Origin of the sequence: Microbacterium phyllosphaerae, assembly GCF_017876435.1 — a bacterium.
In the GTDB taxonomy this organism is placed as follows: Bacteria; Actinomycetota; Actinomycetes; order Actinomycetales; family Microbacteriaceae; genus Microbacterium; species Microbacterium phyllosphaerae.
In genome coordinates this window covers 3,143,875-3,166,521 of the sequence record NZ_JAGIOA010000001.1, presented here as the reverse complement: position 1 = coordinate 3,166,521, position 22,647 = coordinate 3,143,875, and the positions used below count along the sequence as shown (strand labels likewise).

30 protein-coding genes and 1 tRNA gene are annotated in these 22,647 nt (G+C 68.8%); 15 read left to right on the top strand and 16 right to left on the bottom strand.

The genetic code is table 11. From position 1 onward, the window contains the following. Positions 1-43: 43 nt before the first annotated feature. Genes mscL through JOF42_RS14965 form a run of 3 tightly spaced genes read right to left on the bottom strand, consistent with a single transcriptional unit; the run spans position 44 to position 1,379 of the window. On the bottom strand, positions 44-466 hold the full coding sequence (mscL, locus tag JOF42_RS14975) for a large conductance mechanosensitive channel protein MscL (RefSeq protein WP_210098556.1): 423 nt from the start codon (positions 464-466) through the stop codon (positions 44-46). 26 nt (positions 467-492) lie between these two features. Beyond that, positions 493-765, bottom strand: coding sequence for an FmdB family zinc ribbon protein (locus JOF42_RS14970; RefSeq protein WP_210098555.1), 273 nt, complete (start codon positions 763-765; stop codon positions 493-495). A gap of 17 nt (positions 766-782) precedes the next feature. Beyond that, positions 783-1,379, bottom strand: a complete 597-nt coding sequence (locus JOF42_RS14965; protein WP_210098554.1) for a 5-formyltetrahydrofolate cyclo-ligase — start codon at positions 1,377-1,379, stop codon at positions 783-785. A 41-nt stretch (positions 1,380-1,420) separates the two neighbouring features. On the opposite strand from JOF42_RS14965, the gene galU reads away from it, so the two are divergent. From galU to JOF42_RS14945, 4 genes are all read left to right on the top strand, one after another. After that, positions 1,421-2,308 carry a UTP--glucose-1-phosphate uridylyltransferase GalU gene (gene galU / locus JOF42_RS14960; protein WP_210098553.1) on the top strand — a complete coding sequence of 296 codons (888 nt, stop codon included), beginning with the start codon at positions 1,421-1,423 and terminating at the stop codon, positions 2,306-2,308. Between the two features lie 45 nt (positions 2,309-2,353). Further along, positions 2,354-2,965 (top strand): GNAT family N-acetyltransferase, encoded by a 612-nt coding sequence (locus JOF42_RS14955; RefSeq protein ID WP_210099231.1) that lies wholly within the window; start codon positions 2,354-2,356, stop codon positions 2,963-2,965. 80 nt (positions 2,966-3,045) lie between these two features. Beyond that, a complete protein-coding gene (locus tag JOF42_RS14950; RefSeq protein WP_210098552.1) occupies positions 3,046-3,891 on the top strand; it encodes a hypothetical protein in 846 nt (281 codons plus the stop codon). A gap of 49 nt (positions 3,892-3,940) precedes the next feature. Further along, positions 3,941-4,013: transfer RNA gene (locus tag JOF42_RS14945), tRNA-Ala, on the top strand. 59 nt (positions 4,014-4,072) lie between these two features. On the opposite strand, the gene pgi is transcribed toward JOF42_RS14945, so the two are convergent. Then, a complete protein-coding gene (pgi, locus tag JOF42_RS14940) occupies positions 4,073-5,752 on the bottom strand; it encodes a glucose-6-phosphate isomerase (RefSeq protein ID WP_210098551.1) in 1,680 nt (559 codons plus the stop codon). Between the two features lie 72 nt (positions 5,753-5,824). Here pgi and JOF42_RS14935 point away from each other — a divergent pair, with 72 nt between their 5' ends. Genes JOF42_RS14935 through JOF42_RS14925 form a run of 3 tightly spaced genes read left to right on the top strand, consistent with a single transcriptional unit; the run spans position 5,825 to position 7,233 of the window. Then, positions 5,825-6,571 (top strand): hypothetical protein, encoded by a 747-nt coding sequence (locus JOF42_RS14935; protein WP_210098550.1) that lies wholly within the window; start codon positions 5,825-5,827, stop codon positions 6,569-6,571. After that, entirely contained in the window at positions 6,558-6,851 is a 294-nt protein-coding gene (locus tag JOF42_RS14930; RefSeq protein ID WP_210098549.1) for a hypothetical protein, read from the top strand. The genes JOF42_RS14935 and JOF42_RS14930 overlap by 14 nt, the downstream gene beginning before the upstream one ends. Positions 6,852-6,900: 49 nt before the next feature. After that, on the top strand, positions 6,901-7,233 hold the full coding sequence (locus JOF42_RS14925) for a DUF7882 family protein (protein ID WP_210098548.1): 333 nt from the start codon (positions 6,901-6,903) through the stop codon (positions 7,231-7,233). Position 7,234: 1 nt separating this feature from the next. Here the strand turns inward: JOF42_RS14925 and JOF42_RS14920 are convergent, their stop codons facing one another. Then, positions 7,235-7,846: a flavodoxin family protein gene (locus tag JOF42_RS14920; protein WP_210098547.1), complete on the bottom strand. Its 612-nt coding sequence runs from the start codon at positions 7,844-7,846 to the stop codon at positions 7,235-7,237. Positions 7,847-7,924: 78 nt separating this feature from the next. On the opposite strand from JOF42_RS14920, the gene JOF42_RS14915 reads away from it, so the two are divergent. Continuing rightward, the gene (locus JOF42_RS14915; RefSeq protein ID WP_235560012.1) at positions 7,925-8,155 is read left to right on the top strand and encodes a hypothetical protein; all 231 of its coding nucleotides are present in this window, start codon (positions 7,925-7,927) and stop codon (positions 8,153-8,155) included. Positions 8,156-8,177: 22 nt separating this feature from the next. Here the strand turns inward: JOF42_RS14915 and JOF42_RS14910 are convergent, their stop codons facing one another. The 3 genes from JOF42_RS14910 to JOF42_RS14900 are packed head-to-tail and all read right to left on the bottom strand — an operon-like array spanning position 8,178 to position 9,579. After that, positions 8,178-8,780, bottom strand: a complete 603-nt coding sequence (locus tag JOF42_RS14910; protein WP_210098546.1) for a GNAT family N-acetyltransferase — start codon at positions 8,778-8,780, stop codon at positions 8,178-8,180. 8 nt (positions 8,781-8,788) lie between these two features. Beyond that, the gene (locus JOF42_RS14905) at positions 8,789-9,178 is read right to left on the bottom strand and encodes an ImmA/IrrE family metallo-endopeptidase (RefSeq protein WP_210098545.1); all 390 of its coding nucleotides are present in this window, start codon (positions 9,176-9,178) and stop codon (positions 8,789-8,791) included. A 23-nt stretch (positions 9,179-9,201) separates the two neighbouring features. After that, positions 9,202-9,579: a helix-turn-helix domain-containing protein gene (locus tag JOF42_RS14900; RefSeq protein WP_307803618.1), complete on the bottom strand. Its 378-nt coding sequence runs from the start codon at positions 9,577-9,579 to the stop codon at positions 9,202-9,204. 94 nt (positions 9,580-9,673) lie between these two features. Between JOF42_RS14900 and JOF42_RS14895 the strand changes: the two genes are divergently transcribed. The 3 genes from JOF42_RS14895 to JOF42_RS14885 are packed head-to-tail and all read left to right on the top strand — an operon-like array spanning position 9,674 to position 11,307. Continuing rightward, complete coding sequence (locus tag JOF42_RS14895) at positions 9,674-9,898, top strand: hypothetical protein (protein WP_210098544.1); 225 nt, start codon at positions 9,674-9,676, stop codon at positions 9,896-9,898. A gap of 43 nt (positions 9,899-9,941) precedes the next feature. Further along, positions 9,942-10,871, top strand: coding sequence for an aldo/keto reductase (locus tag JOF42_RS14890; protein WP_210098543.1), 930 nt, complete (start codon positions 9,942-9,944; stop codon positions 10,869-10,871). A gap of 37 nt (positions 10,872-10,908) precedes the next feature. Then, complete coding sequence (locus JOF42_RS14885; protein WP_210098542.1) at positions 10,909-11,307, top strand: PLDc N-terminal domain-containing protein; 399 nt, start codon at positions 10,909-10,911, stop codon at positions 11,305-11,307. On the opposite strand, the gene JOF42_RS14880 is transcribed toward JOF42_RS14885, so the two are convergent. Genes JOF42_RS14880 through JOF42_RS14870 form a run of 3 tightly spaced genes read right to left on the bottom strand, consistent with a single transcriptional unit; the run spans position 11,304 to position 13,556 of the window. After that, positions 11,304-12,290 (bottom strand): epimerase, encoded by a 987-nt coding sequence (locus tag JOF42_RS14880; protein WP_307803617.1) that lies wholly within the window; start codon positions 12,288-12,290, stop codon positions 11,304-11,306. The two genes, JOF42_RS14885 and JOF42_RS14880, sit on opposite strands and share 4 nt — an antisense overlap. Continuing rightward, positions 12,287-12,916, bottom strand: coding sequence for a DUF4166 domain-containing protein (locus tag JOF42_RS14875; RefSeq protein WP_210098541.1), 630 nt, complete (start codon positions 12,914-12,916; stop codon positions 12,287-12,289). Before JOF42_RS14875 ends, JOF42_RS14880 begins: the two co-directional genes overlap by 4 nt. A 19-nt stretch (positions 12,917-12,935) precedes the next feature. After that, positions 12,936-13,556: a TetR/AcrR family transcriptional regulator gene (locus JOF42_RS14870; RefSeq protein ID WP_210098540.1), complete on the bottom strand. Its 621-nt coding sequence runs from the start codon at positions 13,554-13,556 to the stop codon at positions 12,936-12,938. Positions 13,557-13,666: 110 nt separating this feature from the next. On the opposite strand from JOF42_RS14870, the gene JOF42_RS14865 reads away from it, so the two are divergent. From JOF42_RS14865 to JOF42_RS14855, 3 genes are read left to right on the top strand one after another with little or no spacing between them, the layout of a single operon-like run. Then, complete coding sequence (locus tag JOF42_RS14865) at positions 13,667-14,473, top strand: sugar phosphate isomerase/epimerase family protein (protein ID WP_210098539.1); 807 nt, start codon at positions 13,667-13,669, stop codon at positions 14,471-14,473. After that, entirely contained in the window at positions 14,473-15,612 is a 1,140-nt protein-coding gene (locus JOF42_RS14860; protein WP_210098538.1) for a Gfo/Idh/MocA family protein, read from the top strand. Before JOF42_RS14865 ends, JOF42_RS14860 begins: the two co-directional genes overlap by 1 nt. Before the next feature lie 17 nt (positions 15,613-15,629). Then, positions 15,630-15,923: a Dabb family protein gene (locus tag JOF42_RS14855; RefSeq protein ID WP_210098537.1), complete on the top strand. Its 294-nt coding sequence runs from the start codon at positions 15,630-15,632 to the stop codon at positions 15,921-15,923. A gap of 21 nt (positions 15,924-15,944) precedes the next feature. On the opposite strand, the gene JOF42_RS14850 is transcribed toward JOF42_RS14855, so the two are convergent. The 5 genes from JOF42_RS14850 to JOF42_RS14830 are packed head-to-tail and all read right to left on the bottom strand — an operon-like array spanning position 15,945 to position 20,999. Next, positions 15,945-16,922, bottom strand: a complete 978-nt coding sequence (locus JOF42_RS14850) for an NYN domain-containing protein (RefSeq protein WP_210098536.1) — start codon at positions 16,920-16,922, stop codon at positions 15,945-15,947. Further along, entirely contained in the window at positions 16,915-17,910 is a 996-nt protein-coding gene (locus tag JOF42_RS14845) for a Gfo/Idh/MocA family protein (RefSeq protein WP_210098535.1), read from the bottom strand. Before JOF42_RS14845 ends, JOF42_RS14850 begins: the two co-directional genes overlap by 8 nt. A 38-nt stretch (positions 17,911-17,948) precedes the next feature. Next, a complete protein-coding gene (locus tag JOF42_RS14840) occupies positions 17,949-19,004 on the bottom strand; it encodes an LLM class flavin-dependent oxidoreductase (protein ID WP_245340820.1) in 1,056 nt (351 codons plus the stop codon). Positions 19,005-19,017: 13 nt separating this feature from the next. Beyond that, positions 19,018-20,310 (bottom strand): O-acetylhomoserine aminocarboxypropyltransferase/cysteine synthase family protein, encoded by a 1,293-nt coding sequence (locus JOF42_RS14835; RefSeq protein ID WP_210098534.1) that lies wholly within the window; start codon positions 20,308-20,310, stop codon positions 19,018-19,020. Next, positions 20,307-20,999: an alpha/beta hydrolase gene (locus JOF42_RS14830; protein ID WP_210098533.1), complete on the bottom strand. Its 693-nt coding sequence runs from the start codon at positions 20,997-20,999 to the stop codon at positions 20,307-20,309. The genes JOF42_RS14835 and JOF42_RS14830 overlap by 4 nt, the downstream gene beginning before the upstream one ends. 120 nt (positions 21,000-21,119) lie before the next feature. On the opposite strand from JOF42_RS14830, the gene JOF42_RS14825 reads away from it, so the two are divergent. Next, positions 21,120-22,640 (top strand): ABC transporter substrate-binding protein, encoded by a 1,521-nt coding sequence (locus JOF42_RS14825; protein ID WP_210098532.1) that lies wholly within the window; start codon positions 21,120-21,122, stop codon positions 22,638-22,640. The last annotated feature ends 7 nt before the right edge of the window (positions 22,641-22,647 follow it).

The following is a 22,647-nucleotide window of genomic DNA, read 5'->3' as shown; positions in this document are numbered from 1 at the left end:
GCCCCGAGGGGACCGTGCGCTTCGTGCGTCGAGGGGATGCGTGTCAGCTGCGGGCGTTCCGGGCGAGCAGGTCGCGGATCTCCACGAGCAGCTCGGCCTCGGTCGCCGCGGCCGGCTCTTCAGCCGGCTCTTCTGCGGCGGTGCCCTTGCGGGCCTCGACGTGCGCCTTGAAGGTGTTCATCGGCAGGACGAATACGAAGTAGACCACCAGGGCGACCGAGAGGAAGCTGATGATCGCCGAGATCAGATCACCGATCGGGAAGGTGACCTTGTCGCCGTAGAGGCTGGTCAGCTGCGGTCCGAAGTTGCCGGCCGCGTCGGCCTTGAAGAACAGGGAGACGAGCGGGGTGATGATGCTGTTCACCACGGCGGTGACGATGGCCGTGAACGCGGTGCCGATGACGACCGCGACAGCCAGGTCGATGACGTTGCCGCGGAGGATGAAGTCCTTGAAACCTTTGAGCATGGGAACCTCCGGAGGTCCGTTGTGTGTCAGGAAGAGGTGGTGCTCGACGCGGGCGCCGGGGTGGCGCTCTTCGTCGGCTCCGACTTCGATGATGCCGGGGCGGATGCGGAAGAGCCGGACCCCGACCGCGAGTCGGTGCGATAGAAGCCCGAGCCGTTGAACGTCACGCCGATGGACCCGTACTGCTTGCGCAGCTCGCCGCCGCACTCGGGGCAGACGGTGAGCGCGTCGTCGGAGAAGCTCTGCACGGCGTCGAAGGCGTGGCCGCAGGAACGGCAGGCATAGGCATAGGTGGGCATTGCGGTCCTCGCGGGGGTCAGCGTCGCGACTGCGACAGGAGAAGGGTCTGCGTGGGGGTCACGACGCCGGTGACCGGCTGGTCGTGAACCTCCCTCGGCAGGAAGTCGAGTACCTCGGAATCATAGATGACCGCGTAGACGGGCGGGCACTTCTCCATCGATCCGATGGTCTTGTCGAAGTAGCCGCGGCCCCACCCCATGCGCATCCCGGTGCGGTCGACGGCCGCGGCGGGGATCACCATGAGGTCGACGTCGTTCACCGCGATGGGGCCGAGCACCTCGCCCGTCGGTTCGGGCAGCCCGAACAGGCCCTCGGCGACATCGTCATCGTCGGTCGCGACCGCCCAGTCGAGAAGTCCGTCCGCCCGGGTGACAGGAAGGAGCACGCGGATCCCGCGGCGCACTGCACCGGTCACGAACTCCCTGGTCCCCGGTTCCGTGGTGGTGGAGAGGAAGCACGAGATCGACCGCGCGCCGAGCGACTCGACGAGTTCGTCCAGTCTCTGCGTGAGGGCGGATGCCGCGCTCTCGCGTTGGGCATCGCTCAGCAGCTGGCGGCGCTCACGGAGCTCGGCCCGCAGCGCGCGCTTCTCGTGCTCCACGTCGTTCGACATGGCTCCGAGTCTACGGCGGGCATCCCCACTAGGCTGTGAAGATGGGTGCTCAGAAGATCAAGGCCGTCATTCCCGCCGCAGGACTGGGGACACGATTCCTGCCGGCGACGAAGGCGATGCCGAAGGAGATGCTGCCGGTCGTCGACAAGCCGGCCATCCAGTACGTGGTCGAAGAGGCCGCGACCGCCGGCATCGAGGACATCCTCGTGATCATCGGACGCAACAAGAACGCCATCTCGAACCACTTCGACTCGGTTCCCGAGCTCGAGGTCAAGCTCATGGAGAAGGGCGACACCGGCCGCCTCGCGCGGGTGGTGCAGTCGAGCGATCTCGCCGACATCCACTTCGTCCGTCAGGGTGAGCCGAAGGGTCTCGGACACGCGGTGCTGCGTGCTCGCACCCACGTGGGCGACAGCTCTTTCGCCGTGCTCCTCGGAGACGACCTCATCGACGAGCGCGACCCGCTGCTCACCGAGATGATCGCCGAGCACGAGCGCAGCGGTGCCGCGGTGATCGCTCTCATGGAGGTCGATCCGGCCAACATCCACATGTACGGCGCCGCCGCCGTCGAGGAGATCGACGGTTCGGATGCCGTGCGCGTGACGGGTCTCGTCGAGAAGCCGGCGCAGGAGGACGCGCCCTCGAACCTCGCGATCATCGGACGCTACGTGCTGCCCGCCTCGATCTTCGAGGTGCTCGAGCGCACCGAGCCCGGCAAGGGCGGAGAGATCCAGCTCACGGATGCGCTGCAGGAGCTCGCCACCAGGCCTGAGGGCCCTGGCGTCGTCGGCGTGATCTTCCGTGGACGCCGTTACGACACCGGCGACCGCGTCGACTACATCAAGGCGATCGTGCAGCTCGCCTCGGACCGCGACGACCTCGGCCCCGAGCTGCGGCCGTGGCTGAAGGAGTTCGCGGAACGCCTCTAGGCGTCCTCGCGGCTTCGGAGCGCTCGGATGGATCAGGCGACGGGGATGCGGCACGGTCCGATCGAGTTGCGCCTCGTGCGCTCCCGTGACGCCAGGCCGCTGCAGCACGAGCTGCTGAGCAACCGTGCATGGCTGCAACCCTGGGAGGCGACGGTGCCGTACGGCTCCGTCTCGTTCGACATGCGGCTCAGCATCCGGCGTCTGCTGCAGCAGTATCGCGACGGGCAGGGCTACCCGTTCGTCATGGAGTACGACGGCGAGGTCGCCGGTCAGCTGAACGTCTGGGGTGTGGCCAGGGGCTCGCTGTGCTCGGCGACGATCGGCTACTGGGTGAGCGAGCGCTTCGCGGGCAAGGGCATCACCCCGACGGCGGTCGCGCTCGCGACCGACGCATGCTTCACCGAGTACGCCCTGCACCGCATGGAGATCTGCATCCGCCCTGAGAACGCGGCGAGCCTGCGCGTGGTGCAGAAGCTCGGCTTCCGCTACGAAGGCCTCCGTCGCCGCTACATCCACATCGACGGCGACTGGCGCGACCACTACGCATTCGCGCTCACGCGGGAGGATGTGCCGCAGGGTGTGCTGGCGCGGTGGCTCAACGGTCAGGTGCCGCCCGACGCGGCGACCATCCCGCCGTCCGACCGACTGGCGATCTGAGGGCGCGACACGCCGAACTGGTCGCGACACACGCCCGGACTGAGGGTCGTTGCCGCCGATGTTCCCGTACCGTTGTCGACATGGACGGGCCGGTGCTGAGCGGAGGAGTGATCGTGCTCGTCGCCGTGCTCCTTTGGATGCTGTATCTGCTGCCCTCGTGGCGTGGTCGCTTCCAGTACGACGCCGCCGAGCGCAACGCCGTACGGCTGAATCAGGCGCTCCGGGTACTGGCCGAGACCAGCGAGACACCCGGTGAGGTGCGGCTCGAACTGAATGCACGCACCGCGCTCGCACAGCAGAAGCTCGCGAAGCGTCTGCAGTCCGAGAAGGAGGCGGCCGAGCTCACCGCTCTCCGCCAGGAGCTCGCTGCCGCTCGAGCCGATCCCGTCGTGCGCCAGGCGCGAGCGCGTCGGCGTGTGCGCATGGCGGCGACCTCTGTTCTTCTGCTCGGTCTCGTCGTCGTGGGTCTCGGGGTGTGGCAGCTGCTCGCCACGCAGGCCCAGACCCTTCTCTGGCTCGGGGGCGCGGTGGTGATCGCTGCGGGCTTCGCCCTTCAGCGGATGTCGTCGGTCGCGAGCCGTGCCGCGCGTCGCTCGGTGCGGATCGCGGAGGAGCCCGTTGTGAGGGCCGAGCCGACGTTGCACGATCAGGGTCGTGCCACGTGGACGCCACGCCCGCTTCCCGAGCCGCTGGTCTCGGTCGCGGGCTCTCGTGCGCAGATAGCCCGCGCCGAGATGGATGCTCAGGAGGAGCGTCGCACAGCCGCGCGCCTCGCCGAACTGCGCGAGCGCGCCGAGCGGATGGCGCCGGCGACTCCGGTGCAGATCCCGGTCGCCACGTCGCCGTTCGCGAAGATGGGCTACGTGGACGACGCCGAGATCGAGGCGCATGTCCGCGACCTCCTGGCCAAGCGCGCCGCGGGCTGATCTGCGCGGCACGGGCACCTCTTCCGGCGTGATAGCGTAGAAGACGTCAGGGCCTATGGCGCAGTTGGTAGCGCGCCTCGTTCGCATCGAGGAGGTCAGGGGTTCGAATCCCCTTAGGTCCACGGACAGGGAAAGACCCCCGAGCATCAGCTCGGGGGTCTTTCTCGTCGTGCGGTCGTGGCTACGCCCTGTTCGCCCTGTAGTACGCGAGCAGGGCCTTGGTCGAGGCATCCTGCGCGTCGATCGCCGACTCGTCGCCGCCGATCGCGGGGGCGATCTGCATGGCGAGCTGCTTGCCGAGCTCGACGCCCCACTGGTCGAACGAGTTGATGCCCCAGATCGTGCCCTGGGTGAACGTGATGTGCTCGTACAGGGCGATGAGCTGCCCGAGCACCTGCGGCGTCAGAGCGGGGGCGAAGATCGACGTCGTCGGGCGGTTGCCGGCGAAGGTGCGGGCCGCGACGAGAGCTCCCGTGGTGCCCTCTGCCTCGACCTCTTCGGCGGTCTTCCCGAACGCCAGCGCCTTGGTCTGGGCGAGGAAGTTCGCGAGGAACAGCTCATGCACGTCCTGGCCACCGTCGGTGAGCGGGTAGGCCGGGTTCACGAAGGCGATGAAGTCGGCGGGGATGAGTCGCGTGCCCTGGTGGATGAGCTGATAGAACGCGTGCTGGCCGTTGGTGCCGGGCTCGCCCCAGAAGACCTCGCCCGTGTCGGTGGTGACGGGTGTGCCGTCCCAGCGCACGGACTTGCCGTTGGACTCCATCGTCAACTGCTGCAGGTAGGCGGGGAACCGGCTCAGCTGCTGCGCGTAGGGCAGTACGGCGTGCGACTGCGCACCGTGGAAGTTGACGTACCAGACGTTGAGCAGGCCCATCAGGACCGGCACATTGCGCTCGAGCGGGGTGGTGCGCACATGCTCGTCGACGGCGTGGAAGCCGGAGAGGAGGTCGCGGAACGCGTCGGGACCGAGCACGATCGCGAGCGACAGGCCGATCGCGGAGTCGACCGAGTAGCGTCCGCCCACCCAGTCCCAGAACCCGAACGCGTTGGCGGGGTCGATGCCGAAGGCGGCGACCTTGTCGAGCGCGGTCGACACGGCGACGAAGTGGTGCGCGACGGCGTCGGTGCGGGCGTCGTCATCTGCGGTGATGGCTCCGGATGCCTCGAGGCCCGCCCACAGCCAGTCGCGCGCGAGGCGCGCGTTGGTGAGCGTCTCGAGGGTGGTGAAGGTCTTCGACGCGACGATGAAGAGCGTGGTCTCGGGGTCGAGGTCGGCGGTCTTCTGCGCGAGGTCGGTGGGGTCGATGTTCGACACGAACCGCGCATTGATGCCGGCATCCGCGTAGGGCTTCAACGCCTCGTAGACCATGACGGGACCGAGGTCGGAGCCGCCGATGCCGATGTTGACGACGTGGGTGACCTTCTTGCCCGTGATGCCCAGCCACTCGCCCGCTCGGACTCGCGTCGCGAACGCGCTGAGCGCGTCGAGCACCTCCTGCACGTCGGCATCCACGTCCTGCCCGTCGACGACGAGTGCGGGGGAGCCGCCGGCGGGGCGCCGCAGGGCCGTGTGCAGCACTGCGCGATCCTCGGAGGTGTTGAGGTGGCTGCCCTCGAGCATCGCCGCGTAGCGATCGGCGACGCCGGTCTGCTCCGCGAGGCGCACCAGGGCTGCGAGAACCTCGTCGGTGACGAGGTTCTTCGACAGGTCGACGTGGAGGTCGGCGAGCGGGAACGAGAAGCGCTCGGCGCGATCCGCATCGGCGGCGAACCACCCGCGCAGATCGGGGCTGATCGACTCGCGCAGTGCGGCGAGCTCGGACCAGGCGGGGGTGTGTGTCGGATCAACAGGAGCGGTCATGGATCCACGGTACTGCGGCAGGAGGGGTGATGAGCCCGTGATGACGCGCGAGCTCGCTCTAGGATTGCTGCGATGACCGACACGGCCCCCGAGAACACCGCTGACAGGCGGATCAGGGACACCGTCACCCGCAGGTTCGTGCGGGATCCGTTGATCGTCGGCCTCGTGCTGCTCGCCGCCGCGATCGCCTGGACGCTCGCGGGCGACGACCTGAGCTTCTTCCCGTTCCTCCTGATGCTGCTCGGAGGCTTCGGCCTCGCGTTCTCGTTCGTGAACGCGACCATGGAGATGCGCCCCGCCCGCAAGGGCGTGGTGCTGCAGCTCGGCGTCGCGGCGGTGCTGACCGCCCTGATGATCTTCGTCGTCGAGTTCGGCGGAGCAGACCTGCTCGCAGACCTTCCCGAGCCCGCACGAGCGGTGATCCTGGTGCTGCAGATCGCGGCGGGCCCGGCGGTGGGATGGGTCTGGCTCGGCCTGCTCTCGCGGATCACCGACCTGTTCCGGCGTCGGGACACGGCGACGCGGCCGGCGCCCACGCCCCCCCGACTGGCAGCGGGAGGAGCACGGCGACGGATCGCGTGTCGAGTTCCGGGCCCTCGACCTGCGGATGCGCGCGCTCACGCTCGTGATCGTCGGAGTCGTCCTGGTCGTGGGTCTGGCGGGAACCGCACTGCTGATCGCGCTCGACGACGCCGTGATGAGCATGGGGCCGCGGGTCGCGATCATCGTGATGGGCGTCGTCGTCGGGCTTCCGGCGTACCTGCTGCTCAGGTCGGCTCTGCGTCGTCGGACGCTGTCATGCGCGGTGGCCTTCGGTAACGACGAGCTGCGCATCCGCACAGACTCGTCGACCCATCGCATCCCTTTCACGGAACTCGAGACGCTCGTCTGGCGGATGCGCAGCGACTACGCACGGGTGGAGGTCCGCGGGGCCGACACCGACCTCTCCCTCATCGTCGGCCTCGCGAAGCCGTCGGAAGGCCGCACGGCGGAGCTCCCCGCGTTGCCCCGACGCGTCGTCCGCCGCCTCGAGCTCGCGGGCGTGACGCTCGAGCCTTCTCGTCGTGCCGAGACGGTGCGCTTCCGCCGAGCCGCGTGATCCCTCGCGCGTGCACGCGCGAGCGCGCGCACGAGGTACGGTTTCTTTCATGGGAAGACTGCGGTATGACGGCACATCGGAGCCGATCCTCATCGACGACGCGACGCTCGCGCATCTGAAGGTCATCGTCGGAACGAAGCTGCGCCGGCAGGAGAGCTTCATGATGACGTGGCACCCTCGCGAGGGCGGCGACACCGGGCGTCTGACGGTGTGGATCCATCCCGCGATCCCGCTGCAGTTCCTCTTCACCTCGGCCGAGTCGCTCCCGGTGGAGAAGCACCGCATCGAAGAGATGATGCGTGGTCTGAACGCGACCGGTGAGCTCGTGATCGACGACTACCTCGAGCCGAGTGTCGCGAGCGACAGCACGCCGCGCGCCTGAGCTATTCCGCGGGGTATCCGTCGCTCTTGAGCCGCCGCGCGAGGTGCGCCGCGTTCCGCGCCGCGGTCGCCGTCGCCTGAGCGACCTTCTCGGGCGTCTCGGGGAGATCCTTGTAGTCGACGGTCTGCATCGCCTCGCCGTTCCAGTACACCGATCCTTGGGCGGGCACGGAGTAGCCGATGTCGTTCAGTGACTGGAACAGGATCGCGGCGATATGGTGCGCGCCGTCCTCGTTGCCGACGATCCCGGCGATCGCGACCTTGTCGAACAGGATCGGCCTTCCTGCGTCATCCGTCTCGCTCAGCTCCGCGTCGAGTCTCTCGAGCGCGCGCTGAGCGACGCTCGAGTGCTGCCCCATCCAGGTCGGGGTCAGGAACACGAGGATGTCGGCGGCGTGCACCTTCTCGCGCAGTGTCGGCCACTGGTCGTCGCCGCCCATGTCGGCTTCGACACCGGGGCTGATCACGTGATCGACGGCTCGGACGCTCTCTCCGGTGACCCCGTGCTCGCCGAGCGCGGCGAGGATCTGCGATCCGAGGAGGTCGGTGCTCGAGTCTGCGGGGGAGGGCTTCAGGGTGCAGGAGATGGCCAGGGCTGTCAGTTGTGCGGTCATGCCTGCACGAAACCATCATCGGCGCGGATGCCCCAGGGGGTTCCGTCGCCGGGGCGTCTGCGCTAGACGGTATCCTGGATGACGGCCGTTACGACAGGAGACACCGTGATCCTCAGCTTCATCTTCTTCATGATCCTCTTCCTCGGAGGTATCTGGCTCATGGGGTTCGCTCAGTCGCTGGAGGACTTCCAGGCGATCGTCTTCGTCGCCGGTCTCCTGATCACCAGCCTGTCGCTGGCTTTCATGATGCGTCAGCGCGGGTCGGCCACCCGCCGCAAGGACAACTGGTCGGGCAACCCCACCGAGTAGTCGGCGCCGCTCGCCCGGGCGATCACCCCCGTTTGGCGAGCCTCATCTCGAGGTTCGCCTTCACCGCGGGCCACTCCGGCTCGATGATCGAGAACTCGACGCTGTCACGCAACGCGCCGTTGCGGTAGCGGCTCATGGCGCGCATGACGCCGTCCTGCTTCGCGCCGAGCCGCTCGATCGCCGCACGCGACTGGAAGTTCACCCACTGGGTGGTCAGGCCGACGCGGAACACTCCGAGCACGTCGAACGCGTGCCGGAGCAGCAGCAGCTTGGACTCGGCGTTCGTTCCGGTTCCGTGCGCGGAGGGACGATTCCAGGTGTACCCGATGTGCAGCCGCGGAGCGTCGTCGTCGAGGTCGTAGTACGACGTGAGGCCGAGGATCCGGCCGGACGCGTCGAACGCGGTGAACGGGATCATCCCGCCGGTCTCGACCAGGCCGATGCGGCGGTCGATCTCGGCCGCGAGTCCGTCCGGTGACGGCACCGATGTGTACCAGGCGTTCTTCCACAGATCGCCCTCGAGCAGCGCGTCGAGGAGTCCGTCGTGGTGCGACGCCTCGAGCGGTCGCAGCTCGACGAGGCGTCCGGTGAGGGTGACCGGGGCGGGGGTGGTGCGGAACGTCATGCTGCCATTCAACCAGCGGTGAGGCCGGTGCGGCGGAGCAGCCGCTGGTAGGCGGTCACGATCTCGATCGTCACACCCAGCTCGAAGGCGAGGCTGGCAGGATGGGAGCCTCGCGTCTGCTCTGCGGCGGCGTAGGCGGCGGGGGTGATCAGCAGGCGCGCGGCCCACTCGTCGGCGCGGGTCTCCTGTCGGGCCCTCGTCGCGGCATCCGTGGTGGGGGTGTGGCCGAGCATCGCATGGCCCAGCTCATGGGCGAGCACGCTGCAGGTCGCTCTGCGGCTCAGGCCGGGAGCCACCCTGATCGTCGCCGTGCGCGGTTCGTACCCTCCACGCGAGCGCCCGGGACGCTCGACCAGGTGCAGGCCGTTCTCTTCGAGCAGGCGAAGGAGGAGCTCCAAGAGGCCTCCTCATCGCGGGGTCGTCAATCGTAGAGATCGTCGGTGTCGTCGTCGTGTGCGAGAGGCGACTCGAATGCCACCTCGGACTCATCTTGGCGTCGACCGGGGACATCGGTGCGCGGATGCAGTGGCGTGACCGTCGCGATGTGGCGTCCGCCCTCCGCGCGGAGTCGTTCCTCGGCGCGGCTCAGCACGACGTGGGGCTCGACGTCCAGCGCCGTGCTCACGGCATAGAGGACGGGCACGGGGATCGCACGCTTGCCCGTGACGTAGTTGTCGAGAGCGCTGCGGGCGATGCCGATCTCGCGAGCCATCGCGGCGATGCTGCTGCCTGCAGCGGCGATCTCGGCCCGAAGCTGGCGCCCGACGGCCGCATTGAACTGCTCGCCCGGTGTCTTCACGTGAGTCACGATAGCACCGGCACGAAGCCAGGATGCCGTCATACTGGTGCTGTTCGCTCTTGTGGCGCCCCGCATGTGGCGATACTGTCTCTGGGTGACGACAGATGTGCGACGAGTGGTGGCATTGACTGTGGCGTACGAGATCGTTCGTGCGGGTCGGACCACCGAATGGCTCTCCGAGCGGATCGGGATGCCCGCCCACCAGTTGCGCAAGAAGCTCGCCATGCAGCTCGACTTCACCGTGGCAGATCTCGGTGAGATCGCCGATGCTCTCGACGTCACGCCCTCGCAGCTGATGCCCTGCGTGCACGACGTCTGATGGCGCTCGCTTCTCGGCGCCGGGTCGCAGTAGCGTGGGTCGTATGAAGACTGTCCCGTTCGGATCCTCCACCGCCCCCGCCGTCGTCGCCGGGATGATGCGCATCGACGACAAGGACGACGCCCAGATCCGCGCGCTGTACGACACCGCCCGGAGCGCAGGAGTGGACTTCTTCGATCACGCCGACATCTACGGCGGAAGCATGCACTTCTGCGAGGGTCGCTTCGCCGACGCGCTCGGTCTGAGTGCGGCCGAGCGTGACGAGATCGTGCTGCAGACGAAGTGCGGGATCAACCCCGCGGAGGGTTCGTTCGACTTCTCGTACGAGCACATCGTCCGCCAGGTCGAAGGATCGCTGAAGGCGCTGCGCACCGACCACATCGACGTCCTGCTGCTGCACCGACCGGACGCGCTCGTCGAGCCCGACGAGGTCGCCAGGGCATTCGACGAGGTGGAGGCGGCGGGCAAGGTCAGGGCTTTCGGCGTCTCGAACCACACGCCACGGCAGATCGACCTGCTCCGCACGGCCGTGACGCAGCCGCTGATCGCCAACCAGCTGCAGCTGTCGATCACGCACGCGCCGATCATCGCGCAGCCCGTGGCCGCGAACATGGTGGGCGAGGACCAGAGCATCGTCCGCGACGGCGGCGGCATCGTCGAGTACTGCCGCATCAACGGCATCACGGTCCAGGCGTGGTCGCCGTTCCAGGGCGGCTTCTTCACCGGCGTCTTCCTCGGCAACCCCGAGTACGCCGAGCTCAACGCGGTGATCGACCGCCTCGCGGCGTCGTACGGCGTCGCGCCGATCGCGATCGCGACGGCCTGGATCACTCGGCACCCCGCGAAGATGCAGGTGGTGCTCGGGACCACGACGCCGGAACGGGTGCGGGATGCCGCCGCAGGCGCTGACATCGAGCTCACGCGTGCCGAGTGGTACGAGCTCTTCCGTGCCGCGGGGCATCTGCTCCCGTAGTCGGGCATGACGGCCGGTCGTCGTCTACCCTGAACTCATGCCGTTCTTGTTCTCGATCCTCGTCATCGCGCTGATGGTCGGCGCCCTGGTCGACATCATCAAGCGCGACGATGCGCAGGTGAGGTTCCTGCCCAAGATGGCGTGGATCATCATCGTCATCCTCCTGCCGCTGATCGGCAGCCTGCTGTGGTTCGCGATCGGCAGGGAGTACTCCGAGGCGGGGCTGCGCATCCCGAGGATGCGTCCGGCTGCCCGACCGACGACACGGCGGCCGGAACCGCGGCCCGCTGCGGCGCCGGTCGACACTCGCAGCACCGAGCAGCAGATCGCCGATCTCGACCGTGAGATCGAGGAGTGGCGGCTGCGCCAGGAGATCGAGAAGCGTCGCCGTGAGAACGGCGACTCGTCCACGGGGTCGGAGTCCGCGGCAGGCTAGGCGGCCTGCTCGACGTCGAACGACTCCCTGATGGCATCCTCGAGCGTCGGGTAGGCGAACTCGAAGCCGGCTACGGTGAGCTTCTCGGGGATCGCCCAACGGCTCTTCAGGATCAGCTCGGTCTCGGTACGGATGCCGATGGCGCCGAGCTCGAGCATCCAGCGCGGCATCGGAGGACCGAAGCCGACGCCGAGCACGCGGCGCACCGTGGCCATGAACTCGGCGTTGTCGGAGGGATTCGGGGAGGCCGCGTTCACCGGACCCTCGAGAGACGGAGTCACCTCTAGGAAGTCGATGATGCGTGCGACGTCTTCGACGTGCACCCAGCTGAAACGCTGCTCACCTCGTCGTGCGCCGGGGCGGTGGCCGGTGCCGGCGGCCCGACGCGCGCGACTGATCGGCCAGGGACCGTCGTGCTGCGCGCCGCCGAGGCCGAGCCTGGCCAGGTTCTTGAGCGGGCCGAGGACACCGCCGTGACCGAGCACGATCGCGCTGCGCAGCGCCACCCGGCGGGTGGCCGGCAGGTCGTCGGCGAACAGTGCGCGCTCCCAGGCCTTGGCGACCTCGACGGAGAACCCGGTGCCGATGTCTCCGGACGATTCGGTCATCGGACGGTCTTCCGCGTGGCGGTAGATCGTCGCGGTCGACGAGTTCACCCACAGCGGCGGCGGGCTCGACGCCTTCGCGATCGCCGAGCTCAGCGACGCCGTGGTGTCGAGTCGTGAGCGGAAGATGGCCGCGCGGTTCTCAGGGGTGTACCGGCAGTTCACGCTCTTGCCGGCGAGGCCGATGACCAAGGATGATCCGTCGACAGCGCGGTCGATCGCGTCCTGGTCGCCCCACGCGATGTCGGCGCCTGAGCGCGAGATCGTGACGACCTCGCGTCCGGCCGCGCGCAGGCGCGGGATCAGGTACTGGCCCATGAACCCCGTGGAGCCGCCGATCACCACGGGGCCTGCGGGCAGAGGAGTGGCGTTCGTCACGGGGTCTCGCTCTCGATCGCGTACTCGAAGAAGCCGGTGTACTCGTAGACGCGACCGAGCAGCGGAGCATCGATCGTCATGTTCACGTGGTGTCGCTCGCGGTCTTCGTCCCAGCGCTCGATGAGGCCGATGCGCGGACTCAGGAAGCGGGGGGCGGCGATGCGGAGACGACCGAACCGCATCCCGACGCGTCGGATCGTGAGCACGACAGCTCCGCCCCGGACGTCGATGTCGAAGGTGGTGACGACCGTGCGGTGGGGGCCGATCTCATTGCGCAGGATGCGATTCGCGCCGAGGGTCACCGTGTCGGGCATGACCCAGGTGCGCCCCGGAAGCTCGAAGTGGCGGACGGCCACGGCCGTGCCGTCGATCGTGCGGTTCTCGATGCGGAACGGCACATCCTGCTCCCAGCCGGCGAACGCGACGCCGAGTGCCTCCGCGACGCGGAACACGGGCCAGAGCCATCGGTGCCGTGAGCCCGCGGTCGTGAAGACGCCCGTTCCGACGCCCACCTGGCCGTCGGGGATGGTGCGGAAGTACCAGGCCGTCTTCGGGTGGAGTTCTGCGATGCGCTCACCGAGCGCCCGCTCGTAGGGCGACCGCGAGGCGGTCTCGGCAGCTGTCACCCCCTCACCCTACCGAGCGTCAGGGGCGGAGCAGCCTGTCGAGCAGTGCCAACGCCTCGTGCTGGGGTGCCGAGTCGTCGAGCAGCCACTGGGTCTGCAGGCCGTCCGATGCTGCGACGACGAGGGCGGCGACGGCATCTGCATCCACGTCCTCGCGCATGCGACCGCTCTTCTGCTGGTCGCGGACGATCGTGGCCATGTCCGTGCGAAGCCGGGAGAAGCGGGTCGTGGCGAACTCGCGTGCCGCAGGGTGGCCCTCTTCGAGAGCGGCCGCGACGAGCGTCGAGTAGAGCTGCACGAGACCGGGGATCTCACGGTTGGTGCGGGCGGACTCGATCATTCGCTCGACGGGGGTGGCGTCTGGGGGGAGCAGATCCGGTCGCTGCCTCTCGGGAACGGTGCTCTCCTGATAGACCGCCACGAGCAGCTCCTCGAGGGAGCCGAAGTAGTGGGTCAACGCCGAGTGGGTCACGCCGACGGCGCTCGCGATCGAGCGCAGACTCGTGCGGTCGGCGCCTCGCTCCGCGAAGACCTCGATCGCTCTGTCCAGGATCTCCTGGCGTCGGGCGATCCCCTTCGCATAGGCGCCGCGGGGGCGAGGGCGACCCTCGTCGTCGGTCGGGGAGAGGTCGTCGGTCATGGGGAGAGTGTAGCGAAATGAAAACTTCCGCACGGAGGTATTTGGTGGTAACGTGCTCGGACAGACGGGTCGATGAACCCGCACGTCGCCGATGACTGAAGGAGAGACCAGTGACGATCCAGACTTCCATCCAGCTGTTCACGATCAAGGACCAGCTGGAGGCCGACCTCGAAGGATCCCTGAAAGAGGTCGCCGCTCGTGGATTCACCGCCGTCGAGCCCTACGACTTCGTGCGCCGCGCGCAGCCGATGGCCGATGCGCTGCAGAGCGCTGGTCTCACGGCACCCTCCGGTCACGCGTTCCTCGCTTCGCAGTCGTTCGTGAACCCCGACGGCAGCGGCACCACCCTCCCGGTGCCGTCGCCCGCCGAGGTCTTCGCCGCGGCCAAGGTGCTCGGTATGGGCACCGTCATCGACCCGTACACCGAGCCTGCCCGCTGGGAGTCGGTCGAGCAGATCCAGGAGACCGCTCGTCTGCTGAACGAAGCCGCCGAGATCGGCGCCACGGTCGGCGTGCGCGTCGGCTACCACAACCACGCGCACGAGCTGGAGGCCGTCTTCGACGGCGTCACCGGTCTCGAGGTTCTCGCGGGACTGCTCGACGAGCGAGTCGTGCTCGAGGTCGACCTGTACTGGGTCGCGCGCGGCGGTGTCGACCCGGTCGCACTGCTCCAGCGTCTCGGTGATCGTGTGATCGCGGTGCACGCCAAGGACGGCACGCTCGACCCGGCGCTCCTCGCCGCCTACCCGCCGGCCGACCAGGTTCCCGCGGGCGAGGGCACGGTCCCGCTCGTCGAGGCCGTCGCCGCCGCACCCGCGCTCGAGCTCGCGATCGTCGAGTTCGATCACTATGAGGGCGACCTGTGGGCCGCCGTCGAGCGCAGCCGCATCTACCTCGACGAGAAGGTGGCCGGCTGATGGCGATCGGCAACGGACCCGTCGGCGTCGGCATCATCGGCGCGGGAAACATCAGCGACCAGTACCTCTCGAACCTCACGACCTTCCCGGATGTGCGCGTCATCGCCGTCGGCGACGTGCTCGAGGACCGCGCGAAGGCGCAGGCCGAGAAGTACGGTGTGCCCCGGGCCGGAGGCGTGGAGGTCGTCCTGAACGACCCCGAGATCGACATCGTCGTGAACCTGACCATCCCGGCGGTGCACGTCGAGGTGTCCGAGGCGATCATCGCCGCGGGCAAGCACGTCTGGACCGAGAAGCCGATCGGTGTGAGCCGTGACGAGTCGCTGCGGCTGCTGCAGAAGGCGGATGCCGCCGGGCTCCGCGTCGGCGTGGCGCCCGACACCGTGCTCGGACCGGGAGTGCAGACGGCGAAGCGCGCGATCGCTCGCGGGGACATCGGTCGCCCGCTGTTCGCCCAGACCACCTTCCAGTGGCAGGGACCGGAGATCTTCCACCCCAACCCCGCCTTCCTGTACGCCAAGGGTGCGGGCCCGCTGCTCGACATGGGGCCGTACTACGTCTCGGCGCTCGTGCATGTGTTCGGTCCGGTCGCGGCTGTGGCTGCCCTCGGGCTGCAGGGCACGCCGACGCGCAAAGTGCAGGTCGGCGAGCTCGCAGGTCAGGAGTTCCCGGTCGAGATCCCGTCGACGCTGAGCGTGCTCATGGACTTCGAGCAGGGCGGACAGGCGCAGAGCCTGTACAGCACCGACTCACCGCTGCTGCGTCAGGGCATCGTCGAGATCACCGGCACCGAGGGCACGATCGTGATCCCCGACCCGAACACATTCGGCGGGTCGATCACCATCACGCGTCCGCTGGAGCGGGTCTTCGTTCCGCCGGAGCCGACCGTGCAGGAGGTCGTCGACCTCGAGCAGGAGGGTGTGCTCTCGGGCCGCGGCGTCGGACTGCTCGACATGGCGCGTTCGATCGCGGCGGGCCGCCCGCACGTCGCCACCGGCGAGTTCGGGTACCACGTGCTCGACACCCTGCTCTCGATCGAGGAGGCCGCGGAGTCGCGCAGCTTCGTGAAGGTCGAGAGCACGCTCGAGTCCGTCGGCTCCCTCAGCGCCGACTTCGACCCATTCGAGTCGACTCTCTGAGATCGGAGACCCGCTCCATGGCCATTCAGCACACCGTCGTCTTCCGCCTCGTCCACGAGGCGGGTTCGACCGAGGAGCGGGACTTCCTCGACACCGGGCGTTCGACGCTCTCATCGATCCCCGGTGTCGAGGACTTCACGATCCGCAGGCAGGTGAGTCCGAAGAGCGACCTCGAGCATCAGTTCTCTATGGTGTTCCAGGACGCCGATGCCTACCGGGCGTACAACGAGCACCCCGCGCACACCGCGTTCGTGTCGGAGCGATGGGTGCCCGAGGTCGCGGCGTTCCAGGAGTACGACTTCACGGAGTGAACCGCGGGGCCGTGGCCTCGCTCAGGAGGCCGAGTCGCGCAGCTTCACCAGGCGCTCGTGCCCGGTCTCCTCGAGCTCGGCGATGTTGTCGCGCGACTTGAGGAAGTCCGAGAACGACCGGTAGCCGAGAGCCTTCTCGCTGAACGACGGATCCATGCGTCGCATGTGCGTCTTCACGGCCGAGCTGTGCAGCCACTCGTCTGCGTCGGCCTTGTCGTGGCCCAAGCGCAGCGCACGCTGCAGCAGTTCGGTCGCCTCGCCCTGTTCGGTGCCCTCGCCCTGCTCGTCGACCTTCGCCGGTGCCTGGGCTGCGGCCTTCGCCTTGGCGGTCTTGGCCGGCTGCCTGGACTTGGTCTTCACTGCGGGCTCGGGCTCGGCGACGGGCTCGGGGACCTCCGCGGCCACCGGGGCGGGGGCTGCGGCCTTGGTCGGTCGCACGACGCCCGGGAGTGAGTCGTAGGCCTCGAACTCGTCGCACGCGGCGGCCAGCGACTTGGCGGTGGAACCGGCGACGCCGACGCCGATGACATAGCGGCCCAGGCGCTTGCAGCGCTGCGCGAGCGGCACGTAGTCGCTGTCGCCGGCGACGATCACGACGTGCGTGAGATCGGGCAGACGGAACATGTCTTCGACGGCATCCACCGCCAGGCGGATGTCGGCACCGTTCTTGGCATAGGCCGCGGCGGGGAACAGCTGGACGAGGTCGACCGCACGCGCGACGAGCTGCGAGCGGTACACCGCATTCACGGGGGATGACCAGTCGGCGTAGGCGCGGGTGAGCACGAGAGTGCCGAAGGAGGCGGCGTAGTCGATGATCGCGCCGACCTCGATCATGGCGCGGGCGAGCCGCTCGGTGACCTCGGGGTCGGAGGGGTTCTCGGTGATGCGCTGACGGTCCTTGCCGTAGGCGTTGCGTCCGTGCACCCGGTCGTACCAGGAGATGACGATGTTGTCGAAGTCGAGGTAGACGGCGACGCGTGCGTCGTGTGCCTCAGCCATTGGTGTCTCCTTCGCCGGGGTAGCGGACGCCGATCTGGGCGCGGATCTCGTCGAGCGTGCCCATGATGGCGACACTCTCGGCGATCGGCAGGATGTCGCCTTCGAGTAGGCCCTCGCGCACGAGCCGCTCAGCGGCATGCGCCTGGTACTCCATGCCCCGACCCGCGACGTCGGAGGCGTACTCCTCGGCGATCGTGCCGTCGGGCAGCACGACGCGGAACGTGGTGGGCGTGTACCAGACGCGGTCGATGTCGATGCGGGCCTTCGTGCCGACGATGCTCGCCGCGTTCGGGCCGGCCGCTCTCGACGAAGACAGCGTGGTCGAGAGCGCGCCGCCCTCGTGCGTCATGATCGTCGCGACCTCGGCGTCCGCACCGGTCTCGATGAGACGGCCCGCCGCCTGGATGCTGACCGGTGCGCCGAGGATGTCCCAGACGAACGAGATCGGGTAGATCCCGAGGTCGAGCAGCGCGCCACCGCCGAGTTCGAGGGCGTTCAGACGATGCGCGGGATCGGACGGGAGGAGCTGCGTGTGGTCGGCACTCACCGCGCGGATCTCGCCGAGTGTGCCGGCGGCGATGATCTCGCGGATGCGGACCATGTGCGGCAGATAGCGCGTCCACATCGCCTCCATCACGAGCAGTCCCCGTTCGGCGGCCAGGCGCTGCAGGTCTTCGGCTTCGCCCCGGTTGAGGGTGAACGCCTTCTCGACCAGGACGTGCTTGCCCGCCTCGAGCGCCAGGCGGGCGCCCTCGTGGTGCATCGGGTGCGGCGTGGAGACGTAGATGATGTCGACGTCGGGATCGGCGACGAGCGCCTCGTACGACGGGTGCGCGTGCGCGATGTCGAAGCGGGCCGCGAACGCGTCGGCCGACTCCTGCGAGCGGGAGCCGACGGCGACGAGATCGAGCCCGGCGGTGCGCAGATCGGATGCGAACGCGCCGGCGATGCCGCCGGTCGCGAGGATTCCCCAACGAAGACCAGTCATGGTCTCAGCGTAGAGGGTGCGACCGACAGCCGGGACGATCAGGTCAGAGCCGTGAGCGTGCGCTGCGGCACGAGGGGGAAGACCTGCTCGGCGATCCTCTCCAGCTCCTCGTCGAGCGGTGACGCCTGGATCAGCAGCAGGGTGATGCCGGCATCCGCGTAGTCGTGGATGCGTTCGGCGACCTGCTCTGCCGTGCCGACGAGGTTCGGGCGAAGGCCCCTGGTGCCGACCGAGTACTCACGACGGGTGAGCTCGAGCGAGAGCTTCGAGTTGCGCTGGAACTCCTCGAACGACGCGTATCCGGGGGAGTCGGGGTCGACGGTCGTGATGCGGTCGAGCTCGCGCTGCGCCTCTGCTTCGGTGTCGCGGACGATCACGTATGCCGGCATCCCGAACTCGGCGATCGGGCGGCCGTGCAGCCGCTCGGAGCGGGCATTCATGTCGGTGACGTTGGCGCGCACCTCGTCGAGCGTGCCGCCGTGCATGACGTACGCGTCGGCGAAGCCGGCGATCGATTCACGCCCCGCCTCGCTCTCTCCGCCGGCGAAGATCACGGGGTGGGCCGACGGCTTCGGCTCGACGATCGTGCCGTCGAGCGAGTAGTGCGAACCCTCGAACGAGTACGGCGTGTGCTCCCACAGGCCGTTCAGCACCGTCACGAACTCCTCGGCCTGCACGTAGCGCTCGTCATGGGTCGTGAACCGCCCGCCGAACTGTCGGGCCTCCTCGGCCCACCACGCGGCGACGACGTTGAGGGAGACGCGCCCAGGGGCGATCTGATCCAGCGTCCCCACGGTCTTCGCGAGCACCGCCGGCAGGTGGAAACCGGGGCGGACGGCGGTCATGACGCGCAGCCGCTCGGTCACGGCGAGGATGGACGCCGACAGCGACCACGCCTCCAGGCTCGGCGCATCGACGCCCTTGCGGTCGTTGAGGTACAGCTCGGGCACCAGGGTGGTGTGGAATCCGAGACGGTCGGCCGTCACCGACACCTCGCGGATGTACTCCCAGGTCGCGGCCATGCGGCCCTCATCGGTGACGTTGCGGAGGAACCCGCCGTACACGGGCGTCCAGTAGCCGAGGTCGATTGCCATGATGGTCCTTGCGTCAGACCAGCGTGAGCGCGCGGTCGAGGTCGGCGATGAGGTCGACGGGGTCTTCGAGACCCGCCGACAGACGGATGGTCGTGAGTGAGATGCCTGCTGCGGCCCGCTGCTCGGCGGTGAGGTGCGAATGGGTCATGGACGCCGGATGATTCACCATGCTGCGCGCATCGCCGATGTTCGCGACCAGGCGGATCACCTGCAGCGAGTCGACCACGCGCGCGACGCTGCCCTGCGTCTCGGCATCCAGCGGCACCGCGAGGTCGAACGAGAAGACCGAGGGGCCTCCTCGCGGCAGGTAGCGCTGGGCGAGCGGATGCCAGCGGTTGCCCTCGAGGCCGGGGTGGTGCACGGTCGCGACCGCCGGATGCGCCTGCAGGTGCCGCGCGATCGCGAGCGCCGTGGCCGTCTGCCGCGCCACTCGCAGGTCGAGGGTCTCGATGCCCTGCAGGATCTGCCACGCGTTGAACGGCGAGAGGGAGGGACCGAGGTCGTGCACGTACTTCGACTTCACGAGCGCCGCGAACGCCTGGCCGCTGCCGAAGCGGTCCCACAGGGTGAAGTCGCCGACGCGTGCGTAGGGCTCGGTGAAGTGCGGCCAGCGCGCGGGCTCGCGGCCGAAGTCGAAGGTGCCCTGGTCGACGACCACACCGCCGAGAGACGTGCCGTGGCCGCTGAGGAACTTGGTCGCGGAGTGCACCACGAAGTCGGCGCCGTGCTCGCCGGGGCGCACGAGATACGGGGTGCCGACGGTGTTGTCGATCACGAGCGGGACGCCTGCGTCTTGCGCGATGTCGGCGACGGCGCGGATGTCGAGGACCTGGGCGATCGGGTTCGCGATCGACTCGGCGAACAGCACGCGCGTCTCGGGACGGATCGCCGCGCGCCAGGCGTCGGGGTCGTCCTGATCGACGAAGGTCACCGGGATGCCGAAGTCGTCGAAGGTCTCCTGCAGCAGGTCGACCGTGCCCCCGTACAGCTGGGTGGCGGCGACGATGTGGCCACCACGCCCCACGAGCGCGAGCAGGGTCACGGCGACCGCCGCCTGCCCCGATGCCACGGCCACCGCCGACGCCCCTCCCTCGAGTGCGGCGATGCGCTCCTCGAGGATCTGCTGGGTCGGGCTGGCGTTGCGGCTGTAGAGATTTCCGGCGGCGCGCAGCGCGAACAGGTCTGCGGCGTCGGCGAGCGACGCGAACTCGTACGCGGCCGTCTGATAGATCGGCGGGACCGCGGTGTTCTGCGGGGTGCCTGGCACGTAGCCGGCCTGGATCTGGCGGGTGGAGAACTCGGTCATGCGGTCGCCACCGCCGCCGTCTCGTGCGTGCGGATGATCGCGGCATGCACGTCGCCGCCGCGCAGACGCTCGAGCCACTGCACGAGCGCCGCCGCGACGCTCCGGTGTGACTGGTCGTTGAGCGCGTCGTGGAGTCCGTCGACGGTCTCGACGATCTCGAGGTCGGGAACGGCGCGCAACGCGTCGATCAGCTGCGGCAGGGGAGAGACCGCATCGGCGCCGCCGTGGATCGCGAGCACGGGCACATCGATCGCCGCGAGGTCGGCGGGTGCCGGGAGCGGCTCCGCTCGGGCCACGTCGACCGAGGTGGCCTCGGCGGCCAGCACACCCAGGTGCAGCGGGCAGGCCGTGCGCTCCTCAGCCGATGGCAGATCGAGTTCGGCATCCACCAGGGTGCCGGCGACGACCGCCGCCTCCACGGAGGCGCCCTGCGCGACGAGGCGCAGCACGGCGGATGCTCCGGCATCCGAGCCGACGAGCACCCGCGGGGTGTCGGCGGTCTCCGACAGCCAGGCACTCGCGGCATCGGCGTCCTCGTCGAAGACGGCGACGATGTAGCCGTCCGCGCTCAGACGCCGGCCGAAGCGCTCGTACACGCCTGCGCGCTCGCCGCGTCCGGTGACGAGGGCCAGCGTGCCGCGAACGCGGGCGGGAGGCGTCCAGAGTGCAGGGGAGGAGGTCGTGGTCATGCCCCCCATCCTGTTGTCGGCGACCCCTGGCCTCAGCCGATATTTCGCAGTGTTGCGATACGTGACCCTCCGCTTCGCGGGCGTTGTGGGCCACCACACGCCACTCCTACGTTCGCTGTCATGACCCCCCGATCTCGCCTTCCTCTGCTCGCCGCCGCAACAGCCGCGACCCTCGCCCTGGCCGGCTGCGCCGGCGCATCCGCAGCTCCTTCCGACTCGCCCGAGACGACGTCGCTGACCTGGGGCTGGGCACTGCCCACGAGCTGGGATCCGGTGACCTCGACCGCCGGATGGGACACGCATGCGCTCGCGCTGGTCTACGACGGGCTCACTCAGCTCGACACCGAGGGGGAGGTCGTGCCCGGTCTGGCCGAGAGCTGGGAGTACAACGCCGACGGCACGGCGATCACGTTCCACCTGAGGGAAGGGGCGGAGTTCACGGACGGCACGCCCGTGACCGCCGACGCGGTGAAGCAGAGCATCGAACGAGGGCGCGATCAGGAGAACTCCACGCTCGCGGGCCAGCTGCGGATCGTCGTCGGCATCGATGTCGACGACGAGCGAACGGTCACCGTCCATCTCGATCAGGCCGACTACCAGGTGCCGTATCTGTTCGCGGGCAAGACGGGCTTCATCGTGAACCCTGCGGCGTTCGACGACGTCACGACACTCGCGACCCAGCCCGAGGGCTCGGGCCCGTTCGCCCTCACCGAGTACGTGCCCAACGCCCACGCCGACCTCGAGAAGAACGAGGACTACTGGAACGCGGAGCACATCTTCATCGACGATTTCTCGATCGTCCCCGTCACGGATCCTGCGACGGTCGTGGCCGGTGTGAACTCGGGGCAGTGGGATGTCGCGCAGGTCCCACCGGCCCAGGTCGCCGGCGCGGAGGCGGCGAACCTGCAGGTCGAGACGATCAGGGCTCTGACGGTGAGAGCACTCGACGTCGACAGCACCGTCGCACCGTTCGATGACCAGCGCGTGCTCCAGGCCATCAGCCATGCCACGGACAGGCAGGCGCTCGTGGATGCCGCGTACTTCGGGCAGGGCACGCCGAACTGGCAGCCGTTCCCCGAGGGATACGTCGCACACAGCCCGGAACTCGACGACCTGTACCCCCACGATGTGGAGGTCGCCAGACAGCTTCTCGCCGAAGCCGGTCACCCCGACGGGCTGAAGATCACCCTGTCGCTGACCGAAGACGACACGGCGCTCGCCGAGGTGCTGCAGGCGCAGTGGGCGGAGGCCGGAATCGATGTCACCCTGAACGTCCTTCCTGCGGCAGCCGTCGCCCAGAACTACGTGCAGCGCACCCTGCCGTTCGTGCTCGACAGCTACTCGGGCCGCCAGTCGCCGCTCCAGGGACTCGAGGTGCTCTACGGCACCGAGGGCCTGATGAACCTGGGCCGCCAGACACCACCCGAGCTCACCGAGGCGATCGATGCGGCGAGAGCCACGCCCACGGATGCCGACGACTACGCCGAGAAGATCCAGGATGCTGTCGAGATCGGTGTGGAGCTGCAGCCGAACACGTTCCTCTTCAGCTGGCCGCGGATCCTCGTGCACCCCGAGACGGTGACCGGCATCCGGCACTGGCTCGACGTGCAGCGCTGGGAAGACGTCAAGGTCGAGGGCTGAGCAGACC